Origin of the sequence: Nonomuraea sp. NPDC049158 (assembly GCF_040648335.1) — a bacterium.
Lineage (GTDB): Bacteria > Actinomycetota > Actinomycetes > Streptosporangiales > Streptosporangiaceae > Nonomuraea.
This window is the reverse complement of sequence record NZ_JBEZDM010000024.1, coordinates 23493-48087: the sequence shown is the minus strand read 5'-3', so window position 1 is coordinate 48087 and position 24595 is coordinate 23493. Positions and strand designations below refer to the sequence as shown.

Below are 24595 nucleotides of genomic sequence, written 5' to 3'. Positions count from 1 at the left end.
ATGAGGGGGCGGCTGCGGGTCTACCTCGGGGCGGCCCCCGGGGTGGGCAAGACGTACGCGATGCTCTGCGAGGGCCGCAGAGCGCTGGAGCGCGGCCGGGACGTGGTCGTGGGTTTCGTCGAGACCCACGACCGCGCCCGCACCGCCGCCCTGCTGGAAGGCATGGAGGTGATCCCGCGCAAGACCATGACGCACCGGGGCGCGACGTTCACCGAGCTGGACACCGAGGCAGTGATCGCCCGCGCGCCCACGGTGGCGTTGATCGACGAGCTGGCGCACACCAACGTGCCCGGCTCCCGCAACGTCAAGCGCTGGCAGGACATCGACGACATCCTGAACGCCGGGATCGATGTGATCTCCACGGTGAACATCCAGCACCTGGAGTCGGTCAACGACGTGGTCCAGGAGATCACCGGCGTTCCGCAGCGTGAGACCGTACCCGACGAGGTCGTACGCCGCGCCGACCAGATCGAACTCGTCGACATGTCGCCCGAGGCGCTGCGCCGCCGGATGGCACACGGCAACGTCTACGCCCCGGAGAAGGTCGACGCGGCACTGTCGAACTACTTCCGCGTCGGCAACCTCACCGCCCTACGCGAGCTGGCCCTGCTGTGGGTCGCGGGAAAAGTCGATGACCAGCTCGACCGCTACCGCGCCGAGCATGGCATCGCCAGCACCTGGGAGGCGCGCGAGCGCGTCGTGGTCGCCCTGACCGGCGGCCCGGAAGGTGACACGCTGGTACGGCGTGCTGCCCGCATCGCCGCCCGCACCAAGGGCGCCGACCTGCTGGCCGTGCACGTGACCAGCGCCGACGGCCTGGCCGGAGCCGATCCGGCCAGCCTGGCCCGCCAAAGATCGCTGGTCGAGGACATGGGCGGCACCTACCACCAGGTCGTCGGCGACGACATCCCACGCGCCCTGCTGGACTTCGCCCGCGGTGTCAACGCCACCCAACTCGTCCTCGGCGCCTCCAGAAGGGGGCGGTTCGCGCAGATCTTCTCGCGTGGTGTGGGGGTGGAGACCACGGCGCTGTCCGGCTCGATCGACGTCCACATGATCACCCACGATGAGGCCAAGAAAGGCCGACGGCGACCGGTCGGCTCACGCGCCGCGCTCACCCGCACGCGCCGGTTGACCGGCTGGGTGATGGCGGTGGCCGGGATGCCCGCGCTGACGGCCGCGCTGTCGCCGTTCAGGGACGTGCTGTCGCTGCCCAGCGAAATCCTGTTCTTCCTCTGCCTGACCGTCGGCGTGGCGCTGGCCGGCGGCATGTGGCCGGCCATCACCGCCGCCGTCGGCGGATCTCTGCTGCTCAACTGGTTCTTCACGCCGCCGGTCGGCGAGTTCACCATCAGCGACCCGGAGAATCTCTTCGCCCTGGTCGTGTTCGTCCTGGTCGCGGCCGCGGTCAGCACGATCGTGGATATCGCCGCCCGCCGTACCCGCGAAGCCGCCCGCGCGAGCGCGGACGCCGAGTTGCTGTCCACGCTGGCCGGGCACGTGCTGCGCGGTCAGGCCGCCGTGTCGTCCCTGCTGGAGCGGATGCGTGAGACGTTCGGCCTGACCTCGGTGACCCTGCTCGAACGACGGCCCGAGTTCGCTCGCACCCTCGACAATCAGTCGGATCCGGACGCGTGGCGGATCGCGGCCACCTTCGGCGGCGCCCCGTCCACCTGCCCCGGCCAATCCGACACCGACGTGGTCATCGACGACGACATGATCCTGGCCGCCCAGGGCGGGCCGATGGACGCCGCTGACCGCGCCGTGCTGGAGGCGTTCGCCGCCGAGGTCGCCGTCGCGCTCCGCCAGGAACGCCTCCAGCAGGAGGCCGAGCAGGCCCGCCCGCTGGCCGAGGCCGACAAGATGCGCACCGCCCTGCTCGCCGCCGTCAGCCACGACCTGCGCACGCCGCTGGCTTCGGCCAAGGCCGCAGTGGAGAGCCTGCACACCACGGACGTCGCCTGGTCAGAACAGGACCGCGCCGAGCTGTTCGCCACCGCCGAGGAGTCGCTGGACAAGCTTGACCGTCTGGTGACGAACCTGCTCGACATGAGCCGTCTGCAGGCCGGGGTGCTCGGTGTTACCCCGCAACCGGTGGGCCTGGAGGAGATCGTCCCACGCGCCATCGACGATCTCGGCCCGTTGCGCGACCGGATCGAGGGGGACATCTCCATCGAGCTGCCCGAGATCCTTGCCGACCCGGCCCTGCTGGAGCGCGTCCTGGTCAACCTCATGTCCAACGCGGTCCGCTACAGCCCGCTGGACAAGACGGTACTGATCACCGCCAGCCGGTATGGCGAGCACGTGGAGATCCGCGTGATGGACCGCGGCCCGGGCATCCCGCCCGAGGCGCACGACCGTGTCTTCCAGCCGTTCCAGCGGCTCGGCGACCGCGACAACCACTCCGGCGTCGGCCTCGGCCTGGCCCTCTCGCGGGGCCTGACCGAGGCGATGGGCGGCACCCTCGTACCCGAGGAGACACCAGGGGGAGGTCTCACCATGACCCTCACACTGCCCATTTCCAGCAGGGCGACGGCATGACCCGCATCCTCGTCGTCGATGACGAACCGCAGATCCTGCGCGCGCTGCGCATCAACCTGGCCGCCCGCCACTACGAGGTGGACGTCGCCGACGACGGCGCATCGGCTCTGCGCGCGGCCGTCGACAGCTCACCGGACCTGGTCATCCTCGACTTGGGGCTGCCCGACCTGGACGGGCTGGACGTCATCCACGGCCTGCGCGGCTGGACCACCATTCCGATCATCGTCCTGTCCGGCAGAGCCGGCAACCAGGACAAGATCGAGGCCCTGGACGCCGGCGCCGACGACTACGTGACCAAACCGTTCGGCATTGACGAACTGCTGGCCAGAGTGCGCGCCGTCACCCGCCGCACCGCCACCCAGGAAGCCGAGCTGGCCCACATCCAGCTCGGCGACCACGTGATCGACCTGACCAACAAGACGATCTCCAGTAATGTGCGCCTCACCCCGACCGAGTGGCACATCCTGGAGATGCTGCTCCGCCACCCGGGCAAGCTGATCAGCCAGCGTCACATTCTCACCGAGGTGTGGGGCGCCCGTTTCGTCAAGGAAACGCATTACCTGCGCCAGTACATGGCCCAGATCCGCCGCAAACTCGAACGCGACCCGGCCCACCCCGCCCACCTGATCACCGAACCCGGCATGGGCTACCGCTTCAAACCATGACCGCCTGGCTGGCTCACCCGGAAAACTGACGCGAATGTGCTGCCGGGACACCACGGAATTGGCTGCCGTACTTTTCGCGTAGTTAGTTGTTCTCTCGGCGTCAGGGATGCATATAGACAGGCCTGCGCGGTCGCTCGCGGGGTCACCATGAGGATGAAATCCCCCGTTCAGGAGCATTCTGCAATGTCTGGTGTGAAAACTTCCCCTCCTGTTAAGGAGCCCGCCGATATCGGTGATCGGCATCGGCTGTCGGTGATCGGTGGTCTGGCCGCGCTGTCGCTGGACGCGATGGCGTCGGTGGCGTACGGGCCCGAGGCGATCGTGCTGGTGCTGGCCCTCGCGGGTGGCGCGGGGCTCGGCTTCACCATCCCCGTCACGTTCACCATCGCGGCCCTGCTGGCGGTGCTGACGCTCTCCTACAGGCAGGTCATCGCCGCCTTCCCGCAAGGCGGTGGCGCCTACGGTGTGGCCAAGACCTATCTGGGCCGCCGGTCCGGACTGGTCGCCGCCGCCTCGCTGATCATCGACTACGTGCTCAACGTGGCGGTGTCGGTGGCCGCCGGGGTCGCCGCGCTCACCTCCGCCTTTCCCGAGTTGCTGCCGTACACGGTGTGGATCTGCCTGGCTGTGCTGGCGCTGGTGACCGCGATCAACCTCAAGGGCATCGCGCACAGCGCCCGCGCGTTCATCGCGCCGACCGCGATCTACGTGGGCGCGATTCTGCTGGTCATCGTCGCCGGGCTGCTCAGGAGCGAGCCCGCCGTCGACGTCTCGCACCAGGTGAGCAGCTTGCAGACGGTCGGCGTCCTGCTCCTGCTCAAGGCATTCGCCAACGGCTGCGCCTCGCTGACCGGCGTGGAGGCGATCGCCAACGCCGTCCCGTCGTTCAAGCAGCCCCGGGTACGGCGGGCGCAACGCGCCGAGGTCGCCCTGGGTGCGCTGCTGGCGGTGATGTTGCTGGGCATCGCCGCGTTGATCGAGAAGTTCGCGATCGCGCCCGCCGACGGGGTGACCGTGCTCGCGCAGGTCACGCAGGCTTCGCTGGGGGACGGGCCGCTGTTCTACCTGGTGCAGTTCTCCACTGTGGTGCTGCTGGCGCTGGCCGCCAACACCTCTTTCGGCGGGCTGCCGGTGCTGGCCCAGTTGCTGGCCGGTGACAACAACCTGCCGCACTTCTTCGCGCTGCGCGCCGACCGGCAGGTGCACCGCTACGGCATCGCCTTCCTGACCGTCACCAGCGCGCTGCTGCTCGTCGTGGCGGGCGGCGAGATGAACCTGCTGGTGCCGCTGTTCGCGATCGGGGTGTTCGTCGGGTTCACGCTGTCGCAGGCCGGCATGGTCCGGCACTGGGTGACCGACCGGCCCGCGGGCTGGCGGTGGCGGGCCCTGCTCAACGGCTTCGGCGCGCTGCTCACCTTCGTCGCCGCCATCGTGGTGCCGGTGCACGCCGTCACCCGGCTGACCCGCGATGCGCTGGCCGCGGCACTGTCGCTGGGGGATCGGGTGGTGGCCGTCAACATCACCCATCCCGAGGACGAACGGCAGGCACGGGCGTTCGCCGAGGACTGGGACCGCTGGGATCCGGGCGTGGAGCTGGTACAGCTCTTCGACGCCCACCGGCGCCTGGATCAGCCGTTGCTCGGCTACCTCGCCCAGGTGCCCGAACCGCACGTGTTCGTGCTCATCGCCGAGGTCGAGCCCGAGCACGCCTGGCAGCGGATGCTGCAGAACCAGCGCGGGGCCGTACTGGCCAGGGCGCTGCGCCGCCGTACCGATGCGGTGGTGTGCCGGATGCGCTTCCGCGTCTCCTGACACCCCTCGCAGAGTGAATCGTGAGGGCGCGTGCCCTCACGATTCTGGCCGATCAAGGCCGCAGCAGGGCGCGTACCCGGTCGATGGTCGCGCCGGCGCGTTCCAGGTTCTCCTGGAGTGTGCCAGTGGCATGGCGGAGCCGCTCGGTGACGAGTTCCCGGTCGGTGCGGAGCCCGTTGCCCAGGATGGCTTCGGCTCTCTCGCGTTCCTCGGCTTCGGCCTGCTCTTTGGCCTGGTGGATCAGATCGAGGATGGTCTCGGCGAGCTGGGCCGAGTCCATGCGCATGGCGCGGGGATCGAGGCGCAGCGCTTGAACACCTGAGGTGCTGCCGTATTCGACGCTCACCCAGCCGTTCCCGGACTCGGCTCGCGCGGTGGCTTCGGTGCCGCCGTGCAGGCGGCGCATCTGGTCGAAGAGGCGGTCGGCGTCGGCCGCGAGCTGCTCGGGGTCCAGGCCGAGCTCGTGCTTGAAGTCCATGGTTACTCCCAGGGGAACGAGTAGGAGCCGTTGGCGGCCTGCTCCGGCACGTACCGGCCGGTTATCGTCTGGCTGCCGGTCATGATGTCGTCGACCGCCTTGGCGCCCGCCAACTGGGGCAGGCCGTTGGGCAGAGGCGCGCCGGCCCGCGAGCTCGACCAGAGCCCGCCGCCCGGATGGCGGCCGCCGAGGCCGTGGGCGGTAAGGTCGCGCTCGACCCGGTTCGCCGTGCCCCAGACGAGCATGGGGCCCTGGGCGAAGGTCGCCGCGGCCAGGTCCTTCAGGCCGCTGTGGTCGCTGTGGGCGGCCCCGTAGGCCACGTCCACGACCACGGTCGCGCTCAGCGCGGCGGCACACCCGTGCAGGAGCATGTTCAGCAGCGATTCCACCGCCTGGTAGCCCTCGAAGAGCTTGACCAGGCACTGCATGGCCAGGAGCCTGGCCCCGGCCAGGCTGAGCGGCGTGACGGCCGCGGTCAGCACCCACAGCGCCACCGCGGCCATGGCCGCCGCGACCAGGAACTGGAAAAGGATCATCGCCGCCAGCGCCGCCCCGGCCGTGTACAGGACGATGGCCGTGACCACGGCACGGATCTCGATGCCGCGCAGGTCGGCCAGGTAGGCGTCCATGCGGCGCTGGAAGGCCCGGCCGTCCTCGCTGCGCCAGCTCGTCACGGCCACCTCGTCGACGAGGGCCTCGACGTTCAGCCGGGCGGTCACCACATCGTCGTGCACCGCCAGCCAGGTGCCCGCGCCGTCGAAGAACGCCTGCGGGTGGTACTGGTGGATGTACATCTTGCCAACGAACGGCCATCCCGCCGGGACACCCAGCGCCGACAAGCTCAGAGCCGAGCCCGTGCCCAGTTCCAGGCTCCGCCGGGCCAGTTCGGCGAAGTTCACGTCAATCTCATGGACATCGGCCTCACAGAGCTCGCGTGCTCCGCGTCCTGCCAGGTCGTGATGGAGGCGGTCATGCCGTCCTGGATCCATCCCGTGTCCTCCACCCGATGGCGCACCTCCACCATGGTGAACGCCTCGACTTCGTTGTACGCCAGCGCCAGCGAGTAGGTGAACGACGTGAAGGCGGACTCCGACACGGTGAGCGTGGCCAGGCGGGGCAGTACCTTGTCGAGCGGCTTGACGGCCTCGGGCAGCCGGGATCTGATCTCCCGCAGCCGGGTTCGCTCGACCTCCACCTCGTGCGGGCTAGCCGGCTCCTCAAAAGTCCATGGATTGGGATTTATCGTCATGTGTCGCTTTCGCTGGTGTTTGTGATCTTTCCAGCGTGGCTCAGGGCGGCTTGGACCGCGTACGTTCTGACGAAACGCCTACGCGGACTCGACGCGCCCCCTTGCGGTCTTGACGCTTCGCCCCATCCGGCGACGTGGCTGGAATGGCCAGTGCGGGGTGCACTGCCCAAGATGTCGAACAGTGGCGGGGCGACCAGAGCGATCCGTAGCAGCCTTATCTCGACGCGGTATCAAGCGCGGCGCCCACCTGGTTGGCGAGGGTTACCGCGACCAGTCGTGCCTGCAGGGTCGGGATGGTCCGTGTCAGGCGCCTTCGCCGACTGGGCCAGGTCGGCGGTGTCGTGGATCTGGGCCAGGTAGCCGGCGTCGGTGATAGTGATCACTTCCAGCCGCCGAGCGCGAGCGGCCAGTTGCGAGACCGCAAGGCCGACGACAAGCAGGAGAACCGCGGTCTGAAGGTCTACGGACTTGGTGATGGCGAAGCGCTGGTAGGGCTGAGTGAAAAAGAAGTCGAACCACACCCCAGCTGAAATCGCCGTGAGCGCCCCGGCAAGACGGTTCCCGCTGGCGGCGACCGCGACAACCATCACGACCAGAAAAAGAGCCACGCTCGTATTTGGCAGACTTGTACGAAACGGCAGAAGGACCACCGTAACGGCCAGTGGGACCACCAGCGCGGCCACAAGTGCGATGCGATCCCTGTTCAGGTAGCGAGGCATTGCCGCCGAACCTCCCGCCCTGACGTCATATCTGTCGAGGTCAACGCGCTACTTCTACCCCAGCCGCGGATGATCGACCAAGCATCCGGTCATCACTGTCGACCGCCGACCAGGTTTCCCGCGGCCAGTGGTCGCCTGCGTCGACTCGGTCGAGCATCCGCATCCGCTTGCAAGGGGTGATCGCGGCCCTCTTATGGCTTTGACGCATTCGGCGGGCGTAAATAATGCGTCAGCGGCCGTAGCGAACGCGTAGGAATGTCGTAGGGAATGGCGCTTGTGCACGCCAGATCGTGTTGCATGAAAACCTTCCCGCTGGAAGGAATGGTCGATGCGCGGGCATCCTGTGGAAGTACTGCTTCCAGCCGGATTCATATGGGCGGTCGGCGGCTGTGCGATGGCCGCGGTGATCATCTCGGAGACCACGGCACGCGTCATCCTGGTGGCGGTGACTGTCGGCCTGTTCTCAGTCTGGGCAAGGCACTACCTGGCGGCGCTCGCGACGGGAGTGATGGCTTGGTGCTTCGCGACGGGCTTCCTGGTACACGCCAGAGGGGAGTTGGTGTTCGGGCGCGACGACCTCGTCAGATTGGACGCGCTGACTGCCGCAGCACTCGTGGGTTGCGTAGGCGGGCATGTGCTCAGCGTCCGGCGTTCGCGTCGCCGGCTTCGGCGTCTGATGCGGGCACGGGCAGACGTCCGTCGTGCTCCCTTGTTGCGGGGACGGCTGCATACGCATTCCGAAGGCGTCCCATATCGAGCACGTTAAGGGCGCGCTCCGAACAGTTCCCGTGCCCATAGGGCTTTCGACCGTGCGTTTCCTTCGCGAGAATGCAGGGCGGTCCAGTCGCCGTCACCGAGCGGGCGCAGGCGGAGTTCGCCGACAGCTCGTGTGCCGTTGGGGGATGAGCCCGCGCTGCCCTCGCCGCCGGGCGCGATCAATGGCTGTCAATCATGGCATCGGATCGGTCATGGTCAGGCGTGGCCGCCCACGGTGATCGGGCCGAGCGTCAGCTGCGGCTCGCCCTCCAGGATCTGTCCGGTGAGCGCCACCTGCTCGTCGAGTTCGCGCAGCTGGGCGGGGGTGAGCTCGCGCAGCGACTCCACCGTGACGGCCAACCGGCGGCCGGACCGCCGCTGGTGCCACACCCCCGCCACCTGCCCGTCCACGAGCAGCACCGGGAAGTTGCCCGCCTGGCCGCCGTTCAGCGCCCGCGCGGCGGCCGGGCCCGGGTACAACAGCTCGCGCGGCCTCCCGGCCACGACATAGGCGTCGAAGTACGGCAGCAGTCGTACGCCCCTCGGCGGCTCGTCCGGCAGCTCGGTGTCACCGGCCGCCACCCACGCCGGGACGCCCTCGAACAGCACCTGCTCCGGCTCGGCCGCCGCGAAGCCCGCGGTCGCCCACTTGACCGGCGCCCCGATCCACTTGGCGAACTGCTCGGGCGTGGCGGGACCGTACGCCCTCAGATAGGCGTTGACCAGCTCAACCAGACAGTCGTCGACCGGCTTGGCGTGTCCTGCGGGCGGGGCGGTATAGGTGACCTTGCGCCCCCTCGCCGGGCCGAACACGAAGGCCCCTCGGTGCGCCGCCGTCGCCATGGCCTGCCGCCAGCGCGGCCACATGGTCTGGAAGGCGGGCATGACGAGATCACCGGCCCACGGCCCCGTGGTGGCCACGACCGCGTCGCTCAGCTCGTCGATCGTCAGGGCGGCCCCGGTGGTGAGCACCTCGCGGATCGCCTCCACGACCTGGTCGGTCTGCGCGGAGGTCATGCGTACGTCCTGGGCGAAAACCGAGTGCACGCCTGGCAGCGTCGACAGGGCGCCCACCCACATCGGCAGGTCGCGGGCGGGCAGCAGGTGTACGGTGCCGCGCGGGCCGTGCGTCTTGACCAAGGTGCGCTCGCCCCACAGCGCCTCGCGCACCGCAGTGCGGGTGACGCCCTCGAGGCGGAGGCTGATCGACAGCTCGGCCGCCGACATCACCTGGGCGTGGGCGCCGCACATGGCGCCGACCACGCCTGCCAGAGTGACGTCCTTCGCGGGGGCGGCCAGGCCGTGCCGCTCCAAACGCCTGGCACTGACCTGGGACCACGACATCTTCATCATGAGACCGACCCTAGGGAGCAATGCGGCAAGATTCGTTCCGCGTTTCGGGCGGTGTCGCAGGGGGGGACACACTCGATACGTACATGCCGTTCACGGCCTCCATTGAGCTCATCCTTCCTGGTGGGGAGGGGTAAATAGTCATGGAAGGCAGCATTCGCGCAGTACGCCATATCCAACGCACGACCATCGGCGGGGTGGTACTGCTGGCCGGGATCGCGGCCATCGTCTCGTTCCGTCACATGCATGACCTGTGCCTGCGTCATGGTGAGGATTACTTCGCGGCGGTGCTCATCCCGCTCGCCGTGGATGGCGCCATCGTTGTCGCTTCGATGTCCATTCTCCTGGCTAACCGGTATGGCTCCCGTGGTGGCGTCCTGGCCTGCCCACAGAGGGGGTAGTCACCTGGGACGGCGTCAGCACCCGCGACCTGGACCCGCACGCCCTGTGGAAACAGTGCGCGGTCGTCCCGCAGGAGTTCGCCCGCTGGCCGATGACCGCCCGCGAGAACATCCACCTCGGCCAACCCCAGCCCGGCGGGGACGACGCCGTCCATCGTGCCGCGGCCGCCAGCGGCGCCGACGCCGTAATCAACGTGCTGCGCAGCGGCCTGGGCACGCTGCTGGCCCGCGAATGGTGGGGCGGCCAGGCCCTGTCCTCCGGCCAATGGCAGCGCATCGCGGGCTCCCGGGCAATCCACCGAGACGCCGGCCTGCTGGTGATGGATGAGCCCACCTCCGACCTAGACGCCCGCGCCGAACATCTGGTGTTCACCGGGCTGCGCGAGCTCGCGCGTGACCGAGCGATCGTACTGGTCACCCACAACCTCGCCAACACAGTCGTCGCGGACCGGATCGTGGTCATGGAAGGCGGGCGCGTGACTGCCGAGGGCACGTTTTCCCAGCTGACGACCCAGCCCGGTCTCTTCCGCGATCTTTGGCTCCTCCAGCAGGACCGCGGTAGCTCTTCACTGGACGGGGAGACATCATGACCGGCCACCAGACAGCGGTCCTCGGCCATGATGAACCACCGCACCGCCGGACGGCCGATCTGCCGCCCTCCCCTGGCCGGGTGGCGGAACACGATCATCAGCCTGGGAGAGGCCTGCGACCGTTGCGCCAGTCAGACCAGTCCGGCAGGCGCTCGCAGCCGATGCGTCAGATTTTGCGATGTATGACCGCTACCTCGCTATGCCTGGATCGAGTCCCTGGTGTGGTGCCTCAACTCTGCCACCGAGACTCGCGCCGGTCGGGCGTGGTGAGGTCGCGGTCGGTGACGTGGCTGGTGGACAAGCTCGACCAGGTGCTGGCGCTCGACGGGCTGACGGTCTTCTCCAGTGTCGAGGCCGAGGAGCGGAAGCCGGTGGAACTCGGCGTTGTGCACTGGGCACTCGCCTGGGAAACCCGGCTGCGATGCCTGGTGGACGACGAGCCCGGCCGGACACTCGCGCGCTGCCCCGGCTGCGGGCTGCGGCGGCTGGAGTGGCAGCCGCGGGCCGGCTACTACGTGTGCGAGAACTGCGGGCGGCACGTCAGCGAGCAGGAGGCGATGGAGCAGGTGACAGAAGAGGCGGGATGATCACACGCACCCTGAGAGTCCACGGCTCCTGTAAAGCGCGTGAACAGCCCGGGGTCGGGTGATTCTTTGGACAGGGGGAGTGGTTCGGCGAAAGCGCCTGCGTGCCAGAGGAGGTGGGTAGGGCGATTTCAAAGTCGAGCGGCTGGCGTTTCGGTGTGACGCTGTGTAATCAGTGGAAGGGCTCGGAGACGATTGCGGCCGATTGCCCGGACGCTCTCCTTGATCGCCGGCAGCGCAACATCGCCATCTGGGTGAGGAGTCGCAACGCTCTCGGCGACGATCGGAGGGCAGGTGTTTATTCGGGGAATGTAACGCCGACGTGTGTAGATCGCATCCATTCTTCGTCAATAGCAGCTTGCAGCAGCGCTTCGGCGGTGATAAGAATGGCGCGGGTCCAGCGACTGTCCCATATTTCCGTGCCGGCAGGCGTAGCGGCGATCCATCGTTCGACGCTGGCGAGATCGGGATTCGGATACCAGTCCCGACTGCGTGCGTCGAACTCGACTACGCGACCGTCGTGAGCGTAATAGGACACTATCGCCGGGACGTCGCCGCACCATGCAGCACTCAGACAAGGCCCGTACTTGGCCAGGGTGGGAAAAGTCCCGGGCGTGGGGGAATCGACGCTGTAATCCATGATGATGGTGCCGCTGCCGAGACGCCCAATGAGCACATCGATATCGCCGCCTAGGAAGCGCATCGGCTCCGTGATCTCGGGCGAGATGCCGTAGGCCGCCAGGACATCATCGGTCGTGGTGGCGGAGCACCATGTAAGTGCGAGGACGTTAGTAGTGTATCCACGGAACCAACGAGTATAGCTCTCATCAATCATTGGTCTTCCTTTGGTTGACGCGCCCTGCTACCGGCCACGTTTATGATCGGCAGATTGGCGTGCCGTCCGCCGCTAGGATGATGAGGCTAGCGGCGGACGGCGAGGCTTCAACTATCTACAGCTCTCACCGAAGCCGGAGGTATCGACTTGAGCGATGTCTGGCGGAGGGACATGTTCGGGAGGTGTGTCGCCCTTCTTGGTCGCATCGACCCAGAAGGGATCTTTCTCTAGGATGCGCTGCCGGTCATACCAGCCCAGGAGCAGTACGCCCGCAGTGGTGTTGTCTCTGCACTCGACGATTGCGACCGAGATGTTATAGCCCGCGGAGGCGGCACCCTCGTGTGTGGAGGCGAAGGGATACTCGTCGCATGATTTCTGTTGTAGGCCGCTTGGAGTCGGGGCTAGTTTGCATATTTTTTTCCGGGCCTGGTCATTCTTGTAGGGGACGGTGCCTGGCTCGTCACGGTCCCCCTCGGCTCTGGTCAGGCATCTGTGGTTTTCAGAAATGCACCCAGGTTCGTTCTTGTTGTAGCGGCCGGGGATTTTTTTCTTGTGGGAGACAGCGGCACGGTGTCGTCCGGGTCGTAGAGAGCCTTCCAGATGTGTGCCGCTGTTTGGTCAACACCAGTCATTTTTCCGGTTCTGGGATCCGGTGTCTCTGCCCGGTTGCCGTCGAGGTGCCAGACTGGCCGCGTACTCCAGACGACACAACCGCCGGTGTGATTCTTGATCCTGGGTGAGCTGTCGCAGCGGAAGTCGACGCGGTCAGGGGAGAGCCATGCGAACTGCTTGGCTGGGTCATCAGTTTCCGGATAGCTAACCGAGGGCCTGATACCACAGAATCCCTTACGGTCCGGCGCCGGAAACCAAGCCTCTGGCGAGGTTAGGGTAATCAGTCGGTCAGCGCCCCGGATCCAATCACCCATATCATCGGCGATGATATTCTTATCGGCGAAACATCCGCCGGAGTTGCTGAGACTTATCTTAACCGGACGGTCCGCAGCATCCTTGAAGCCGCCTGGATAAAATTCGTCAATCTTGATCCATGCCTTCATCTGACGGCTATGGATCCCCGCTTCGCCACGCGCTGCTGTCGGATTCGCGGTGTCTGCCGAGTGTCCCACGTATGTGTGGACGACGATGCTGAAACGGGCCGACCACGCTATTCCGGTCGGAATGTCATTCTCGGTAAGGGTTTCACCGATACGGCCAGTGAAACACACGTTGAATGAATTTTTTACCCAGCGCCACGTTTTGATATTGTGATTCCGTGACAGCTGGCAATCGATCTGCCTATCAATGCGATCGTAGTCGAAAGGCTTCCCGGCCGCTTGGACCGCTTGAGTGCCTTTGAGCGGACTCATCGTCTCGGCCAATGAGGCAGAGGATACGCCGGTGCGAGTAGCCTTTTGCTTTGTCTCTGGTTCACGACTAGGCAACGAACCATCAACAGGCTCTTTTTTGGCCGGCGGTTGGGCCGACTGCGACTGCTGAATGGTGAGGTTCTGCCAGTGTGTCCAGCCTCCGGTGTCGGTGTCGGAGTCGGCGACGCGGGCGCGCCATCTGACCTTCTCACCGTCTTGAAGTTTGCCCTCGGGCACCTGCAACGTCACCCGGGAGTCACCAGGCTTGGCGGTGGCCCGGCCAGCCCAGATCAGTAGCTTGTCCAAGGCTACCTTGTCCGCCTTGACGGACTTGGTGGGTGTGCGGGCGAGTTCTATCTCCACCTTCGCCTCGCCGTCGCGCCCGGCAGCCAGCCAGGTGGTCAGGTGCGGGGTGAGGGTGGAGGCGACGGTGACGCCGTTCACGGTGCGACTGTCGTTCACCGTCAGCTTCTCTATCCCCGCGGCGGGGTTGGCGGCGGCGCCCGTGCCCAGTCTCTGAGCTGAGCTGCTCGTCGCCGCGGCGCCGATGGGGGTGTTCATGTCGGCTTGGACTTGGGCGGCGGTCTGGGCGCGGTTGTAGACGCGTACCTCGTCGATCAGGCCCTTGAAGTAGTCGCCGTACGCGGTGTTGCCGCCGATGTGGAAGGCGCCGCCGTCGTCGAGCAGATCGCCCGTGGCGAGGCCTTGGCCTACTTGAGCGCCGTTGAGGTACAGGCGAGCCATGGTGCCGTCGTAGGTGACGGCGAGGTGGCTCCAGGTGTTGACCGGCAGCGATCCGCTTCCCGGGACCGAACTGAAAGCGTCGTCGGTGGCCAGCAGGCCCATGGGCGTGGAGTTGTTGGCGGCGTACAGGCCGTACCCGAGCTCGTCGATCTCCGCGTTGTCCTTGCCCATGATGGTGCGATAGCCATCGACGGCGCCGGGCTTGACCCAGGCCGACAGGGTCAGGGCGTTGCCTTCAGACAGCCCATCCGATCCGCCAGCACCACCTTGGGCACCCCGCCAAGTTCCTCGAAGCATTCGGCCAGCAACGCCAGCGTGGTGGTGGCCCGCTCGTTGGCGGCGAAGCGGACGAACCGCACCCGCGACCAGGCCAGCACCGCGCAGAACACGTGCAGCCCGCCGCCCGCATCGCCCCAGTCGATGACCAGCATCTCGCCCGGCGTCCAGACTGCCGGCCGCCGACCGCGATGATGATCACGCCGCCACGTCTTCTTCGCCCCGGCGACCAGCCGCCGGAAGTTACGCGCCGACCCGGCATATCCGGCGGCCTGCGCCAGGGGCAGCAGCCGTTTGGCCGAGATCTTCCCAGCCGTGCTTCTGACCTTCTCGGCCACCAGATCGGCGACCGCATCGAAGTTGTGCGCACGCCGTCTGCGGCCCGGCGGCTTGTCCCCGGCCAGCGCCCGCTCGATGATGCGTTTGACGGTCTTGTGCGTGGTGCCGCACATCTCGGCGGCCCCGCGATAAGTGCCTACCTCGCGATAGGCGGCGATGATGTCCATGACTTCCCCCGAAGACTTCATGGCCGGGCAGACCCCCTGAGCGGTGATCTCGTGACTGGCTGACACCGTCACGATCACCGCTCAGGGCACACCCCTCCTCACGACACGCGAACAGCGCAAAGGAGAAGTGGGGACCTTAACCGGCCATCAGTGGTGACCTCGAACTGGCCACCTGTGGGGACTCTTACATGGCCACGGACACCCTGATGCTCGCACCAGTACGGCCTCTCCGTGTCTACCCCGGCATGAAGATCGCGCAGATTATGTTCTTCGGGTCCACCGGTGCCGTCGACCTGTATCGCGGCAAGTACCAGGACGCCACCGGACCGCAGGCGTCGCAGTACTGGCGCGAGCTGCTCGAGGCAGGCACGTCATGATCCTGTCCGGCCGAGCCCATCGCCCGCGCCAGCCCCGTCCTGCTCGGCTCCCTTACATGGCGCCGACCACGCCTGCCGGAGTGGCGTCCTTCAAGGGGGCGGCCAGGCCGTGCCGCTCCAAACGCCTGGCGCTGACCTGGGACCACGACATCTTCACCATGGGACTGACCTTAGGAAGTAATGCGGAAAGATTCGTTCCGCATTGCGGGCCCGGCTCAGGGCCGGTGGGCGCGGACGATGAGGTCTGCGGCCTCGGCGGCGACGGCGTGCCGTCGTGCGGGTGGCAGGGGCAGCATCCCGTACGCCGTCTCGACCCGCGCGTCGGTGATCACCAGGTGCATGAACTGGCGGGCCGCCCTGACCGGGTCCGGCACCCGCAGCCTGCCGTCACCGTCGCAGGCGCGCAGGTAGTCCGCGACGCCGCTGTCCAGCGACGAGGAACTCGCCCGCCAGGTGCGCTGCAACTCCGGATGGTGACCCACCTCCGCGATGGTCAGCCGGTGCAGCGCCGCCACCCGAGGCGACAGCGCGATGTCCAGCGTCCGCTCCCCGAGCAGGGTCAGATCCGCACCCGGATCACCGGTGAAGGCTACGGCCTGGCCCGGCGTGCCTCCCATCGCTGACCTGGCCTCTTGGATCGCGGCGAGGAAGAGTTGTTCCTTGTCGCCGAAGTGGCCGTAGACGGTCTGCTTGCCCACCCCCGCCGCCGCGGCGATCGCGTCGACGCTCGCGCGGGCGTAGCCCAGGTCGGTGAAGACCTGGATGGCGGCGTCGAGGATGGCCCGGCGCTTGGCCGGTGAACGTCGCGGGCCGTGGTCGGCCATGGCTTGTCCCCACTTTCTCCGAATGGGTACTAGTCTACGAGACTAGACGGTCTAGTCTAGTTTGGAGGGCGTATGAACGCCGATGTTGTGGTGGTCGGGGCCGGACCTGTGGGTTTGCTGCTCGCCGCCGAGTTACGGCTGGCCGGGGCCACGCCGCTGGTGCTGGACCGGCTCGCCCGGCCGACGAGCGAGCCGAAGGCGCGCGGTATCGGCCCGCTGGCCGCGGAGGCGCTGCGCCGCCGCGGGCTGGGGGAGGACCTGGCGAAGTTCCAGGAACAGGGTCTCGCCGACAAGGCACGCGACCACGGAAGCGAGAAAGGGCACTTCGCCCAGATCCACAAGATCGACCCCGACCTTCAGGAGGAACCCGAGCGGACCGGCGCGCTGATCTGGCAACCGGACCTGGAACGGATCCTGACCGAGCACCTGGCCTCGCTCGGCGTCCCGGTCCAGCGCGAACACGAGGTGACGGCCCTGGCCCAGGACGACTCCGGCGTCACCTTGACCGTACGGACGCCGGAGGGGGAGCGGCGCGTCCGCGCGGCGTACGTGGCGGGCTGCGACGGCGGCCGATCGACGGTACGGAAGCTGGCCGGGTTCGACTTCCCCGGCACCGCCCCTACGAGTGTCGTACGGCGGCTGATCGGCGATATCTCGGGCATGGAGCGGTTGCCCGCGCCGGGCTGGCAGTCGACGGGGATGTTCATGAGCGCGCCCGGCATGGTGGCGACGGTCGAGCACGACGGCTTCCCCGAGGACCGCGAGGCACCGCTGACCGGGGAGGAGATGCGGGACAGCCTGCTCAGAGTGACGGGCGTCGAGGTCGAGGTGACGGCGGTCCGCGACACCCTACGCTTCACCGACGTCGCCCGTCAGGCGGCCACCTACCGGCTCGGCCGCGTCCTGCTGGCGGGCGACGCCGCCCACGTCCACTCTCCCAACGGCGGCCAGGGGCTGAACCTGGGGCTGATGGACGCGGTCAACCTGGGCTGGAAGCTGGCGGCCACGGTCACCGGGCGCGCGCCGGACGGCCTGCTCGACACCTACACCGCCGAACGCCATCCCGTAGGCGCCGCCGTCCTGCACAACACCCGCGCCCAGTCGGCGCTGCTGCGACCGGGCGCGCACGCGGCGGCCATGCGCGACATCGTGTCGGACCTGCTCGACCTGCCGGAGGTCAACCGCTACTTCGGACGGCTGCTGAACGGGCTCGGCACCCGCTACGACCTCCCGTATCCGGCAACCCACCCCCTGACCGGCCGCCCCTGCCCCGACCTGCGGCTCACGTTGCCGTCCGGCGTCACACGGACCCTCGCCGAGCTCGCCGCGTCGGGCCGGCCGCTGCTCGTCCACGCGCCGTCGCAGCCCGAGATCGCGCAGGCGGCGGCACCCTGGCGGGGCGAGCTGGACGTCGTCGAGGCGACCGTGGAGGACCATGACGACCTGTCGGCCGCGTTCGTCCGGCCCGACGGCACGGTCGCCTGGGCATCCGGCCCGGGCCCGGCCGACACCACCACCCTGACAGCGGCCTTCCACGCATGGCTGCCGCCCGCGTGAGGCGTCGGTGTATGGCATAAAGCCGTCTGTCCGCCGGTTGGTACGGCAGAGGTCGGCGTGACGTATGCCGCTCGGCGGTCGGCAGGGTAGGGTCGGCCGCCGAGCAGCCAGACTTTCTTGACAACAACTTTTTTCGGTGTCATCGTCTCATCATGTACGAAGTGGCGGTGATCGAAGACCCCGCGGCAGCCGAGGCGTCGCTCGACCCGATGCGGTCGAAGCTGCTGGCCGAGCTGGTCCAGCCCGGCTCGGCCACGTCGCTGGCGGCCAGGGTCGGCCTGGCCAGGCAGAAGGTCAACTACCATCTGCGCACGCTGGAGCGGCACGGGCTGGTCGAGCTGGTGGAGGAGCGCAAGAAGGGCAACGTCACCGAGCGGGTGATGCAGGCCACGGCCGCGTCCTTCGTGATCTCCCCGGTCGCGCTGGCCGCGGTGCAGCCCGATCCCGGGAAGGCGCCCGATCGGCTGTCGGCCCGCTGGCTGCTCGCCGTCGCCGCTCAGCTCGTCCGCGACGTCGGGACGCTGATCACCGGCGCCACCGAGGCCCGCAAGCGGGTGGCGACGTTCGCGATCGACGGCGAGGTGCGGTTCGCCTCGGCGGCCGACCGCGCGGCCTTCGCCGAGGAGCTGGCCGACGCCGTGACCGCGCTGGTGAGCAAATACCACGACGAGACGGCCGAGAACGGTCGCGACCACCGGCTGGTCGTCGCCGTGCACCCGTCGCTGAAGGAGCACTGACGTGGGACATTCCTTCGAGCTTCCCCAGGAGGCCGAGGTCGGGGCGGCCCCCGAGGAGGTGTGGGCGGCCATCGCCACCGGCCCCGGCATCGACTCGTGGTTCATGGGCCGCACCGAGGTGGCCGACGGCGTGGTGCGTACCGCCTTCGGCCAGTACATCCCCGAATCCACCGTGACCGCCGCGGAGCCGCCTGCCCGGTTCGCGCACGCCAGCCCGACGGCGGAGGACGGCCGGTTCGTCGCCTACGAGTTCCTCGTCGAGGGGCGCGACCAGGGCAGCACCACGCTGCGCATGGTGACCAGCGGCTTCCTGCCGGGGGACGACTGGGAGGCCGAGTTCGAGGCGATGTCCAGGGGGCTGGAGATGTTCTTCGCCACTCTGGTCGCCTACCTGACGCACTTCCGCGGCCGGACCGCGACGCCCATCACCGAGTTCGGGCCGCCTGTCGCCGACTGGCCGCGCGCCTGGGAGATCCTTTACGGCGCGCTCGGCACCCCGGGCCACGCCAAGCCAGGCGATACCGTACGCTTCGCGCCTGCCGGGCTCGCCCCGATCGAAGGCGTCGTCTACTACGCCAACGCCCAGACGCTCGGTGTGCGGACCCCGGACGCGCTCTACCGGTTCCTGCAGGGGTTCGGCGGCTCGATGGTCGCCGCGCACCACCTTTTCGCCGGCACCGGCGACCAAGGTCCGGCGTGGCATGCCTGGCTCGACCATCTTTTCGCCGAGTGAAAACCATGGACAAGGTCATCTCGAAGGACGGCACCGCCATCGCCTTCTTCTTCGCGGTGAGCTGATCGGCCGGGACGGTAGACAGGATCCCCTGCCGGCCGTCCCGGCCGCACGGCGCTCAGTCCATCCGCTGCGGTCGTGCGGCGCTCACTCCACTACTGCCACGTGCTCGGCGATCGCGGCCGCCAGGGTCCGCTCGCAGGTGGCGGCGTCGTCGGCCGCCCAGCACACGTAGCCGTCGGGCCGCAGGAGCAGGGCCGCCGCGCCCAGGTCGTCCGCGCACTTGGCCCGTACGAGATCGACCCGGGCGGGCAGCCGGAGCTCGGCGGGGACGATTCCGCCCAGATCCAGCAGGACCGCGTGCCCGGCGCCGAACAGCCCGGACAGCCGGGTCGACGCCGAGCCGACGAGCAGGTCGGCGTCCGGCACCCGCTGCCCGGCCAGCGGATGCTCGCCGCCGAGGTCGTAGCCCAGCGACAGGCCGGACATCAGGCCCGCCATGTGGCGGTTGGCGTCCGGCAGCCGCAGCAGGTCGGTGAAGATGTCGCGCAGCGCGGCCACGTCCGCGCTGGGCCGAGGCGCGCTCAGTACGCGCTGCGCGGACGTGTGGTGCAGCACCTGGGCGGCCACCGGATGCCGTTCGGCCTGGTAGCGGTCCAGGAGGCCCTCGGGCGCCCGGTCCTGGAGGGTCGCGGCCAGCCGCCAGCCGAGGTTGATCGCGTCCTGCACGCCGAGGTTCAGGCCCTGCCCGCCGAACGGCGGGTGGATGTGCGCGGCGTCGCCCGCGAACAGGACGCGGCCCGCCCGGTAGTCCGCCAGCTGCCGCGTCGCGTCGGTGAAGCGCGAGGAGTTGTCCACGGCGCGCAGCACGGTCTCCTCGCCGTAGACGGCCCGGAGCGCGGTGGCGACCTCCTCCTCCGTGACCGGCGCGTCGCGACCGTGGTCTCCCTGCTCCTCGCTGCCGAACGTCAGCCGGTAACGCTCGCCGCCGATGGGAACCAGCATGGCCCAGTAGCCGCCGCCCTCGCGGACCAGGCTGCTCATGTGGCCCAGCGCCTGGGGGACCGACGCCGAGGTGGCCGACAGCCGGACGTCGGCCAGCACCGCCACGAACGTCCCGTCCCGGCCGGGGAAGGGCATGCCCAGCAGCTTGCGTACGGTGCTCCGCCCGCCGTCGCACGCCACCAGATAGTCGGCCCGGAACCGGCGCTCACCCACGCGCACCGTCACCCCGTCGGCGTCCTGCTCGACCGCCGTGACCCCGGCGTCGCGCAGGACGCGCGCGCCTCGGGCGGTCGCGGCCTCCTCCAGGACCTCCTCGATCTCCCACTGAGGAACCGCGACCGGGTACGGATGCCGGGTCCGCCACGGCTCGCAGTCCAGCGGCACCGGCAGAGCCGCGAAATGGCCGCCGACCGGTTCGCGGTTCAGGGCCCGGCTCAGCAGCGGCTCCAGCAGCCCGCGCAGCTCCAGCAGCTCCAGCGTGCGGGGCTGCAGAGCGCCGCCCTTCATCTGCTGGATGCGCTGGGGCAGCTTCTCCAGCACCAGTGTGCCGACCCCGGCCAGCGCCAGCTCGTACGCCAGCATCAGGCCGGTCGGCCCGGCACCCGCGATGACCACCTCGAAGTCCTTCATGACCCGCCCTCTTTCCGCGGTTATCTCGTCTGAGTGCGAATATAGACCCAGTGCAGAAAAAGTCCAAGTGCAGATTTCTGCTAGGGTGATGGGTGTGACGAACGAGCCCGGACTGCGCGAGCGGAAGAAGCAGCGGACGCACGCCGCGATCTCCGAGGCGGCGATCGAGCTGTTCCTGCGGCACGGGTACGACCAGGTGTCGGTGGCCCAGGTGGCGGAGGCGGCCGAGGTGTCCAGGCGCACGCTGTTCGCCTACTTCCCGGCCAAGGAAGATCTCGTGGTGCAACGGTTCGCCGACCACGAGACGGAGAGCGCCCGGGTGGTCGAGTCCCGCGCGGCGGACGTCACGCCGCTGGAGGCGCTGCGGGCGCACTACCTCGACGCGCTGGCCAGGCGTGATCCGGCCAGCGGGCTCAACGACATACCCGCGATCGTGGCGCTCTACCGGATGGTCTTCGAGACCTCGTCGCTGGCCGCCCGGATGCACCGGTTCCAGGCGGCGGCCGAGCAGGCGCTCGCCGGTGCGCTGCGGGAGACGGCCGGCGTCGATGAGCTCAGCGCACGCGTGGCGGCCGTCCAGATCCAGGCGGTCCACTGGACGCTGACGATCGACAACGCCATGCGGCTGGCGGGCGGCGAGAGCGCGGACGAGCGCTACCCGGGCGCGGTGAGCGACGCCGAGCGGGCCTACGCCCTGCTGGCCAACGGGCTGGGCCACCTGGGCGCGCCGGACCCTCGGTGAACCGGGTGGCAGGTGGCCGCTGTTCGGTGAACTGGGTGGCGGTGTGGGGGTGGCTGCCGTTCGGCGAACGGCAGCCACCATTGTTCGACTACGCCGTGAGGGCGTTCTCCAGGAGTGGCCGGTGGCGTAGCATCCACGCCGCCGCCCGCGCCTGCCAGGCCAGGGCCCACAGCGGGCCCGGGTCCGTACTCTCGGGCGTGATCCGCGACCTGACCGCCACGGACGCGCAGTCACGGATGGCGAACTCGATCATCCGCGTGACGAAGCCGTCGCGTTCGGCGGCGGGCAGCCCGTAGCCGTCGAGGAAGCGGCGCAGCTGACCCGCGCGCGTCTCGGCGTCGGGCAGGCCCTGCCGTTCGGCGACGTCGTCGTCGTGCAACTGGGCGTTCCACCACGCGGCACCCGCCACGTCGTCCAGCCGGTCGATCGGACCGGCGGTGGTCCAGTCGATGTACGCAACTGGCAGGCCGTCGCGGGCCACGGTGTTCCACGGCCCCGTGTCCCGATGGCTGATGATCGCATCCGGCCCGGAACCCTCGAACGGCCACGGGTGCCACACCGCGTCCGGCGGCGGCCGGAACCCGGCCGTCGCGTCGTGGAGCTCGCGCAGCAGGCGTCCTGCCTGCCACACGCCCTCGTCGGACCAGGCATGCGGGTGGACGAAGTCGCCGTCGATGTAGGTCACGGCGTCTCGTCCCTCCTCGTCGTAACCGTCGCCGACCAGGCGTGGGATCCCGGTGAAGCCCGCGTTCTCCAGATGCAGCAGCAGCGCGTGAACGCTGTCCGTCCACGGCCCGGACGGGCGCAGCACGACGTCGCCGTGCCGGACCACCTGCGTGGGATTGCCCTCGGCGCCCAGCAGGGGCTCGAAGGATGGTTGGGAAGACACTCTTGCTCCTCGTGATCGTGATGGAAGATCACTCCAACGCGAGGAGCCCGGTACGCCTCAGGCGACCTCTCGCGTCGAAGTGTGAGCCGAGACTTCGCCGAGGACCTTGGTGGCCATGTGCCACACCTCCTGCTGGATCGCGGGATACCGTCCCGGCCGACGCTGCCACAGCGGGGAAGGTGGAGCAACGTATTTGTCCGCCCGCGAGGAGAAGCCCGGCGGGCGGGGCTTTTCGGGCCGTTACCGCTTTCGGGCCGGTATCGTCGTCAGGCGTCGGGCTGATGATCTAGGGGGATCCGTGACCGAGCCGAGCCTGCTGTGCGTGCACGCGCATCCTGACGACGAGGCGTTGTGGACCGGCGGAACGCTCGCCCGGTTCGCCGACGCGGGCGCCAGGACGGGCGTCGTCACCTGCACGTGGACCGAGGGCACGCGCCGGGTCGCCGAGCTGGCGCGCTCGCTGGAGATCCTCGGCGCGGGCGAGCCGCGACTGCTCGGGTACGCCGACGGCAACGCCGGGCTGTCGGCGCCGGGCGCCGCCCGCTTCGTCGACGCGCCGCTGGACGAGGCGGTCGGGCGGCTGGTCGGGCATATCCGAGACTTCCGGCCCGATGCGGTGATCACCTATGACGGGTACGGCGGTTACGGCCATCCGGATCATGTCCACACGCACCGGGTGACCCTGGCGGCCGTCGAAGCCGCCGGGTACGACCAGCTCTATCCCGCCGCCGGCCCGCCGTGGCGGCCGGGTGCGCTCTATCTGGTGACCCTGCCGCGGTCTATCGTACGGTCCGCCTGGGAGGACCTGTTCGGAGCCGCGCCCGGCGGCGACCAGACGCTGCCCGGGATACCCGACGACGAGGTCACCGCCACCGTGGACGTCCGGCCATGGGTGGAGCGCAAGTGGGCGGCGGTGCGGGCGCACGAGTCGGAGATCGAGCGCGGCGCCTCGATGGGGCTGCTGACCGCCCTGCCCGAGGCGACACGCGACCGGCTGCTCGCCACCGAGTGGTACACCGGCGGCGACCCGAAGCTCAGCCTGCTGGTCTGACGGGCGCGCGGCGGATCAGACCCGCCCGACCTCAGCTCGCTGGTCTGACGCCCGCCCGGCGGATCTGATCCCGCCCGGGGTCAGCCTGCCGGTCTGACGCCCGCCCGGTCGATGGCCGCCTCGATCCCGTCGAGGACCACGGCGAGTCCGGCGGCGAAGGCCGGTCGTGCCTTGTCTTCCAGGTATGTCGTGGCCTGCCCGGACTGCGGGGTTTCGCGGGACGGCGGGGGAGGCGGGTCGTCGGTCTCGATCCAGGCGACCATCGGGAATCGTTCGGCGAAACCGGGGGCGACCTCTTCGAGCAGGGCCGATCGGGCGTACCACCACTCCTCGTCGGACACCCCGGTCGCCGCCGGCGCCTGCCGTGACTCCGCGACCGTCCTGGCCGCGCCCCGGACGAAGTCGGTCAGCAGCGAGACGACGCCTCGCAGCGGACCGGCGCGCAGCCCGGTCGCGCGCAGGACGCCCACCATCGTCTCCATCATCACGAACTCGTTGGGCCCCAGCACCGGCCGCGCCTGCGACACCTGCAGCACCCACGGATGACGTACGTAGAACGCCCGGACGTCCTCGGCCCACGACGTCACGGCCGCCCGCCAGCCCGGCCCGAGGTCGTAGTCGGTGGGCAGCTCGGCCAGGGCGTGGTCGTGCATCAGGTCGATCAGCTCGCTCTTGCTGGGCACGTACGTGTAGAGGGCCATCGCCGTACGGCCGAGGCGTTCGCCCACCGCGCGCATGGACAGGGCCGCCATGCCCTGCTCGTCGGCGACCGCGATCGCGGCGTCCACGATCATGTCCACGCTCAGCCCCGGCTTGGGGCCGGGACCGGTGCGCGGGCCCGGCCCCGTCGCCCGCCACAGCAGGGCCATCGAGCGGCGCGCGTCTCCCTGGCCGGCGAAGACCACCACCTGACAACCTCCACGGGCGCGATAATCCCTTACGTCATAAGGATATCAGCGGTGATCACCGAAGCGCGGGACGGTGCCCGGTGGCCGCCGGGGCAGGCTGATCAGGCGCAGGCCGGCCGACACCATGGTCCAGCCGAGCGCCGTCACGCCGGCCGCCCATCTGGGCGGGAGCTCGCGCCGGCAGTCGCGGAGCAGGCGCCACCTGGTGGCCTCGGCCCGCAACTCGGCGGCTCTGTGGCGTTCGGTGTAGAGGTGCATGTCGGGGTGCATGT

The 24595-nt window shown here is 68.9% G+C and carries 25 protein-coding genes and 1 pseudogene; 12 read left to right on the top strand and 14 right to left on the bottom strand.

Translation table 11 applies throughout. The annotated features are described in order from the left end of the window. The 3 genes from AB0B61_RS38485 to AB0B61_RS38475 all read left to right on the top strand — a co-directional run bounded on the left by AB0B61_RS38485 (window position 1) and on the right by AB0B61_RS38475 (window position 5018). Window positions 1-2541: a sensor histidine kinase KdpD gene (locus tag AB0B61_RS38485; RefSeq protein WP_358442954.1), complete on the top strand. Its 2541-nt coding sequence runs from the start codon at window positions 1-3 to the stop codon at window positions 2539-2541. Next, window positions 2538-3206, top strand: coding sequence for a response regulator (locus AB0B61_RS38480; protein WP_358442951.1), 669 nt, complete (start codon window positions 2538-2540; stop codon window positions 3204-3206). Before AB0B61_RS38485 ends, AB0B61_RS38480 begins: the two co-directional genes overlap by 4 nt. Window positions 3207-3398: 192 nt before the next feature. Beyond that, complete coding sequence (locus AB0B61_RS38475) at window positions 3399-5018, top strand: APC family permease (protein WP_358442948.1); 1620 nt, start codon at window positions 3399-3401, stop codon at window positions 5016-5018. A gap of 52 nt (window positions 5019-5070) precedes the next feature. Here the strand turns inward: AB0B61_RS38475 and AB0B61_RS38470 are convergent, their stop codons facing one another. From AB0B61_RS38470 to AB0B61_RS38450, 5 genes are all read right to left on the bottom strand, one after another. Then, entirely contained in the window at window positions 5071-5496 is a 426-nt protein-coding gene (locus AB0B61_RS38470) for a YbaB/EbfC family nucleoid-associated protein (protein ID WP_358442945.1), read from the bottom strand. A gap of 2 nt (window positions 5497-5498) precedes the next feature. Further along, a complete protein-coding gene (locus tag AB0B61_RS38465; RefSeq protein ID WP_358442943.1) occupies window positions 5499-6395 on the bottom strand; it encodes a hypothetical protein in 897 nt (298 codons plus the stop codon). After that, window positions 6392-6691: a hypothetical protein gene (locus AB0B61_RS38460; protein WP_358442941.1), complete on the bottom strand. Its 300-nt coding sequence runs from the start codon at window positions 6689-6691 to the stop codon at window positions 6392-6394. Before AB0B61_RS38460 ends, AB0B61_RS38465 begins: the two co-directional genes overlap by 4 nt. A 284-nt stretch (window positions 6692-6975) precedes the next feature. Beyond that, the gene (locus tag AB0B61_RS38455) at window positions 6976-7464 is read right to left on the bottom strand and encodes a DUF4118 domain-containing protein (RefSeq protein WP_358442938.1); all 489 of its coding nucleotides are present in this window, start codon (window positions 7462-7464) and stop codon (window positions 6976-6978) included. A gap of 972 nt (window positions 7465-8436) precedes the next feature. Continuing rightward, window positions 8437-9573 (bottom strand): winged helix DNA-binding domain-containing protein, encoded by a 1137-nt coding sequence (locus tag AB0B61_RS38450; protein ID WP_358442936.1) that lies wholly within the window; start codon window positions 9571-9573, stop codon window positions 8437-8439. A gap of 140 nt (window positions 9574-9713) precedes the next feature. Here AB0B61_RS38450 and AB0B61_RS38445 point away from each other — a divergent pair, with 140 nt between their 5' ends. The 3 genes from AB0B61_RS38445 (at window position 9714) to AB0B61_RS38435 (ending at window position 11148) form a co-directional block, all read left to right on the top strand. Next, window positions 9714-9971: a DUF2637 domain-containing protein gene (locus tag AB0B61_RS38445; protein WP_358442933.1), complete on the top strand. Its 258-nt coding sequence runs from the start codon at window positions 9714-9716 to the stop codon at window positions 9969-9971. Then, window positions 9953-10561 carry an ABC transporter ATP-binding protein gene (locus tag AB0B61_RS38440; protein ID WP_358443249.1) on the top strand — a complete coding sequence of 203 codons (609 nt, stop codon included), beginning with the start codon at window positions 9953-9955 and terminating at the stop codon, window positions 10559-10561. Before AB0B61_RS38445 ends, AB0B61_RS38440 begins: the two co-directional genes overlap by 19 nt. A gap of 281 nt (window positions 10562-10842) precedes the next feature. Beyond that, the gene (locus tag AB0B61_RS38435) at window positions 10843-11148 is read left to right on the top strand and encodes a TFIIB-type zinc ribbon-containing protein (RefSeq protein ID WP_358442931.1); all 306 of its coding nucleotides are present in this window, start codon (window positions 10843-10845) and stop codon (window positions 11146-11148) included. Between the two features lie 295 nt (window positions 11149-11443). Here AB0B61_RS38435 and AB0B61_RS38430 read toward each other — a convergent pair whose 3' ends face one another. The 4 genes and pseudogenes from AB0B61_RS38430 to AB0B61_RS38415 all read right to left on the bottom strand — a co-directional run. Then, a complete protein-coding gene (locus tag AB0B61_RS38430; protein ID WP_358442928.1) occupies window positions 11444-11980 on the bottom strand; it encodes a hypothetical protein in 537 nt (178 codons plus the stop codon). Between the two features lie 111 nt (window positions 11981-12091). Beyond that, window positions 12092-12394 carry a NucA/NucB deoxyribonuclease domain-containing protein gene (locus AB0B61_RS38425; protein ID WP_358443247.1) on the bottom strand — a complete coding sequence of 101 codons (303 nt, stop codon included), beginning with the start codon at window positions 12392-12394 and terminating at the stop codon, window positions 12092-12094. A gap of 68 nt (window positions 12395-12462) precedes the next feature. Further along, window positions 12463-14385 (bottom strand): LamG domain-containing protein, encoded by a 1923-nt coding sequence (locus tag AB0B61_RS38420; protein WP_358442926.1) that lies wholly within the window; start codon window positions 14383-14385, stop codon window positions 12463-12465. After that, window positions 14322-14891: pseudogene (locus AB0B61_RS38415) on the bottom strand (IS21 family transposase); the annotation flags it as partial. The gene AB0B61_RS38420 and the pseudogene AB0B61_RS38415, both read right to left, overlap by 64 nt. 167 nt (window positions 14892-15058) lie before the next feature. On the opposite strand from AB0B61_RS38415, the gene AB0B61_RS38410 reads away from it, so the two are divergent. Further along, a complete protein-coding gene (locus AB0B61_RS38410) occupies window positions 15059-15247 on the top strand; it encodes a hypothetical protein (protein WP_358442923.1) in 189 nt (62 codons plus the stop codon). Window positions 15248-15462: 215 nt separating this feature from the next. Here AB0B61_RS38410 and AB0B61_RS38405 read toward each other — a convergent pair whose 3' ends face one another. Next, a complete protein-coding gene (locus tag AB0B61_RS38405; protein WP_358442921.1) occupies window positions 15463-16071 on the bottom strand; it encodes a TetR/AcrR family transcriptional regulator in 609 nt (202 codons plus the stop codon). 72 nt (window positions 16072-16143) lie between these two features. Between AB0B61_RS38405 and AB0B61_RS38400 the strand changes: the two genes are divergently transcribed. From AB0B61_RS38400 to AB0B61_RS38390, 3 genes are all read left to right on the top strand, one after another. Next, window positions 16144-17628 (top strand): FAD-dependent monooxygenase, encoded by a 1485-nt coding sequence (locus tag AB0B61_RS38400; RefSeq protein ID WP_358442919.1) that lies wholly within the window; start codon window positions 16144-16146, stop codon window positions 17626-17628. A gap of 152 nt (window positions 17629-17780) precedes the next feature. Next, window positions 17781-18365 (top strand): helix-turn-helix domain-containing protein, encoded by a 585-nt coding sequence (locus AB0B61_RS38395; RefSeq protein WP_358442916.1) that lies wholly within the window; start codon window positions 17781-17783, stop codon window positions 18363-18365. 1 nt (window position 18366) lies between these two features. Beyond that, complete coding sequence (locus AB0B61_RS38390) at window positions 18367-19098, top strand: SRPBCC domain-containing protein (protein ID WP_358442913.1); 732 nt, start codon at window positions 18367-18369, stop codon at window positions 19096-19098. A gap of 147 nt (window positions 19099-19245) precedes the next feature. Here the strand turns inward: AB0B61_RS38390 and AB0B61_RS38385 are convergent, their stop codons facing one another. Further along, entirely contained in the window at window positions 19246-20733 is a 1488-nt protein-coding gene (locus tag AB0B61_RS38385; protein WP_358442911.1) for an FAD-dependent monooxygenase, read from the bottom strand. 94 nt (window positions 20734-20827) lie between these two features. Between AB0B61_RS38385 and AB0B61_RS38380 the strand changes: the two genes are divergently transcribed. Beyond that, on the top strand, window positions 20828-21475 hold the full coding sequence (locus AB0B61_RS38380) for a TetR family transcriptional regulator (protein WP_358442908.1): 648 nt from the start codon (window positions 20828-20830) through the stop codon (window positions 21473-21475). Between the two features lie 88 nt (window positions 21476-21563). Here AB0B61_RS38380 and AB0B61_RS38375 read toward each other — a convergent pair whose 3' ends face one another. Next, the gene (locus tag AB0B61_RS38375; RefSeq protein ID WP_358442905.1) at window positions 21564-22364 is read right to left on the bottom strand and encodes an aminoglycoside phosphotransferase family protein; all 801 of its coding nucleotides are present in this window, start codon (window positions 22362-22364) and stop codon (window positions 21564-21566) included. A gap of 298 nt (window positions 22365-22662) precedes the next feature. Here AB0B61_RS38375 and AB0B61_RS38370 point away from each other — a divergent pair, with 298 nt between their 5' ends. After that, the gene (locus AB0B61_RS38370) at window positions 22663-23415 is read left to right on the top strand and encodes a PIG-L family deacetylase (protein WP_358442902.1); all 753 of its coding nucleotides are present in this window, start codon (window positions 22663-22665) and stop codon (window positions 23413-23415) included. A gap of 80 nt (window positions 23416-23495) precedes the next feature. Here the strand turns inward: AB0B61_RS38370 and AB0B61_RS38365 are convergent, their stop codons facing one another. Then, window positions 23496-24323, bottom strand: coding sequence for a TetR/AcrR family transcriptional regulator (locus tag AB0B61_RS38365; protein WP_358442899.1), 828 nt, complete (start codon window positions 24321-24323; stop codon window positions 23496-23498). Window positions 24324-24368: 45 nt separating this feature from the next. Continuing rightward, window positions 24369-24593, bottom strand: a complete 225-nt coding sequence (locus tag AB0B61_RS38360; protein WP_358442896.1) for a hypothetical protein — start codon at window positions 24591-24593, stop codon at window positions 24369-24371. Between the last annotated feature and the right edge of the window lie 2 nt (window positions 24594-24595).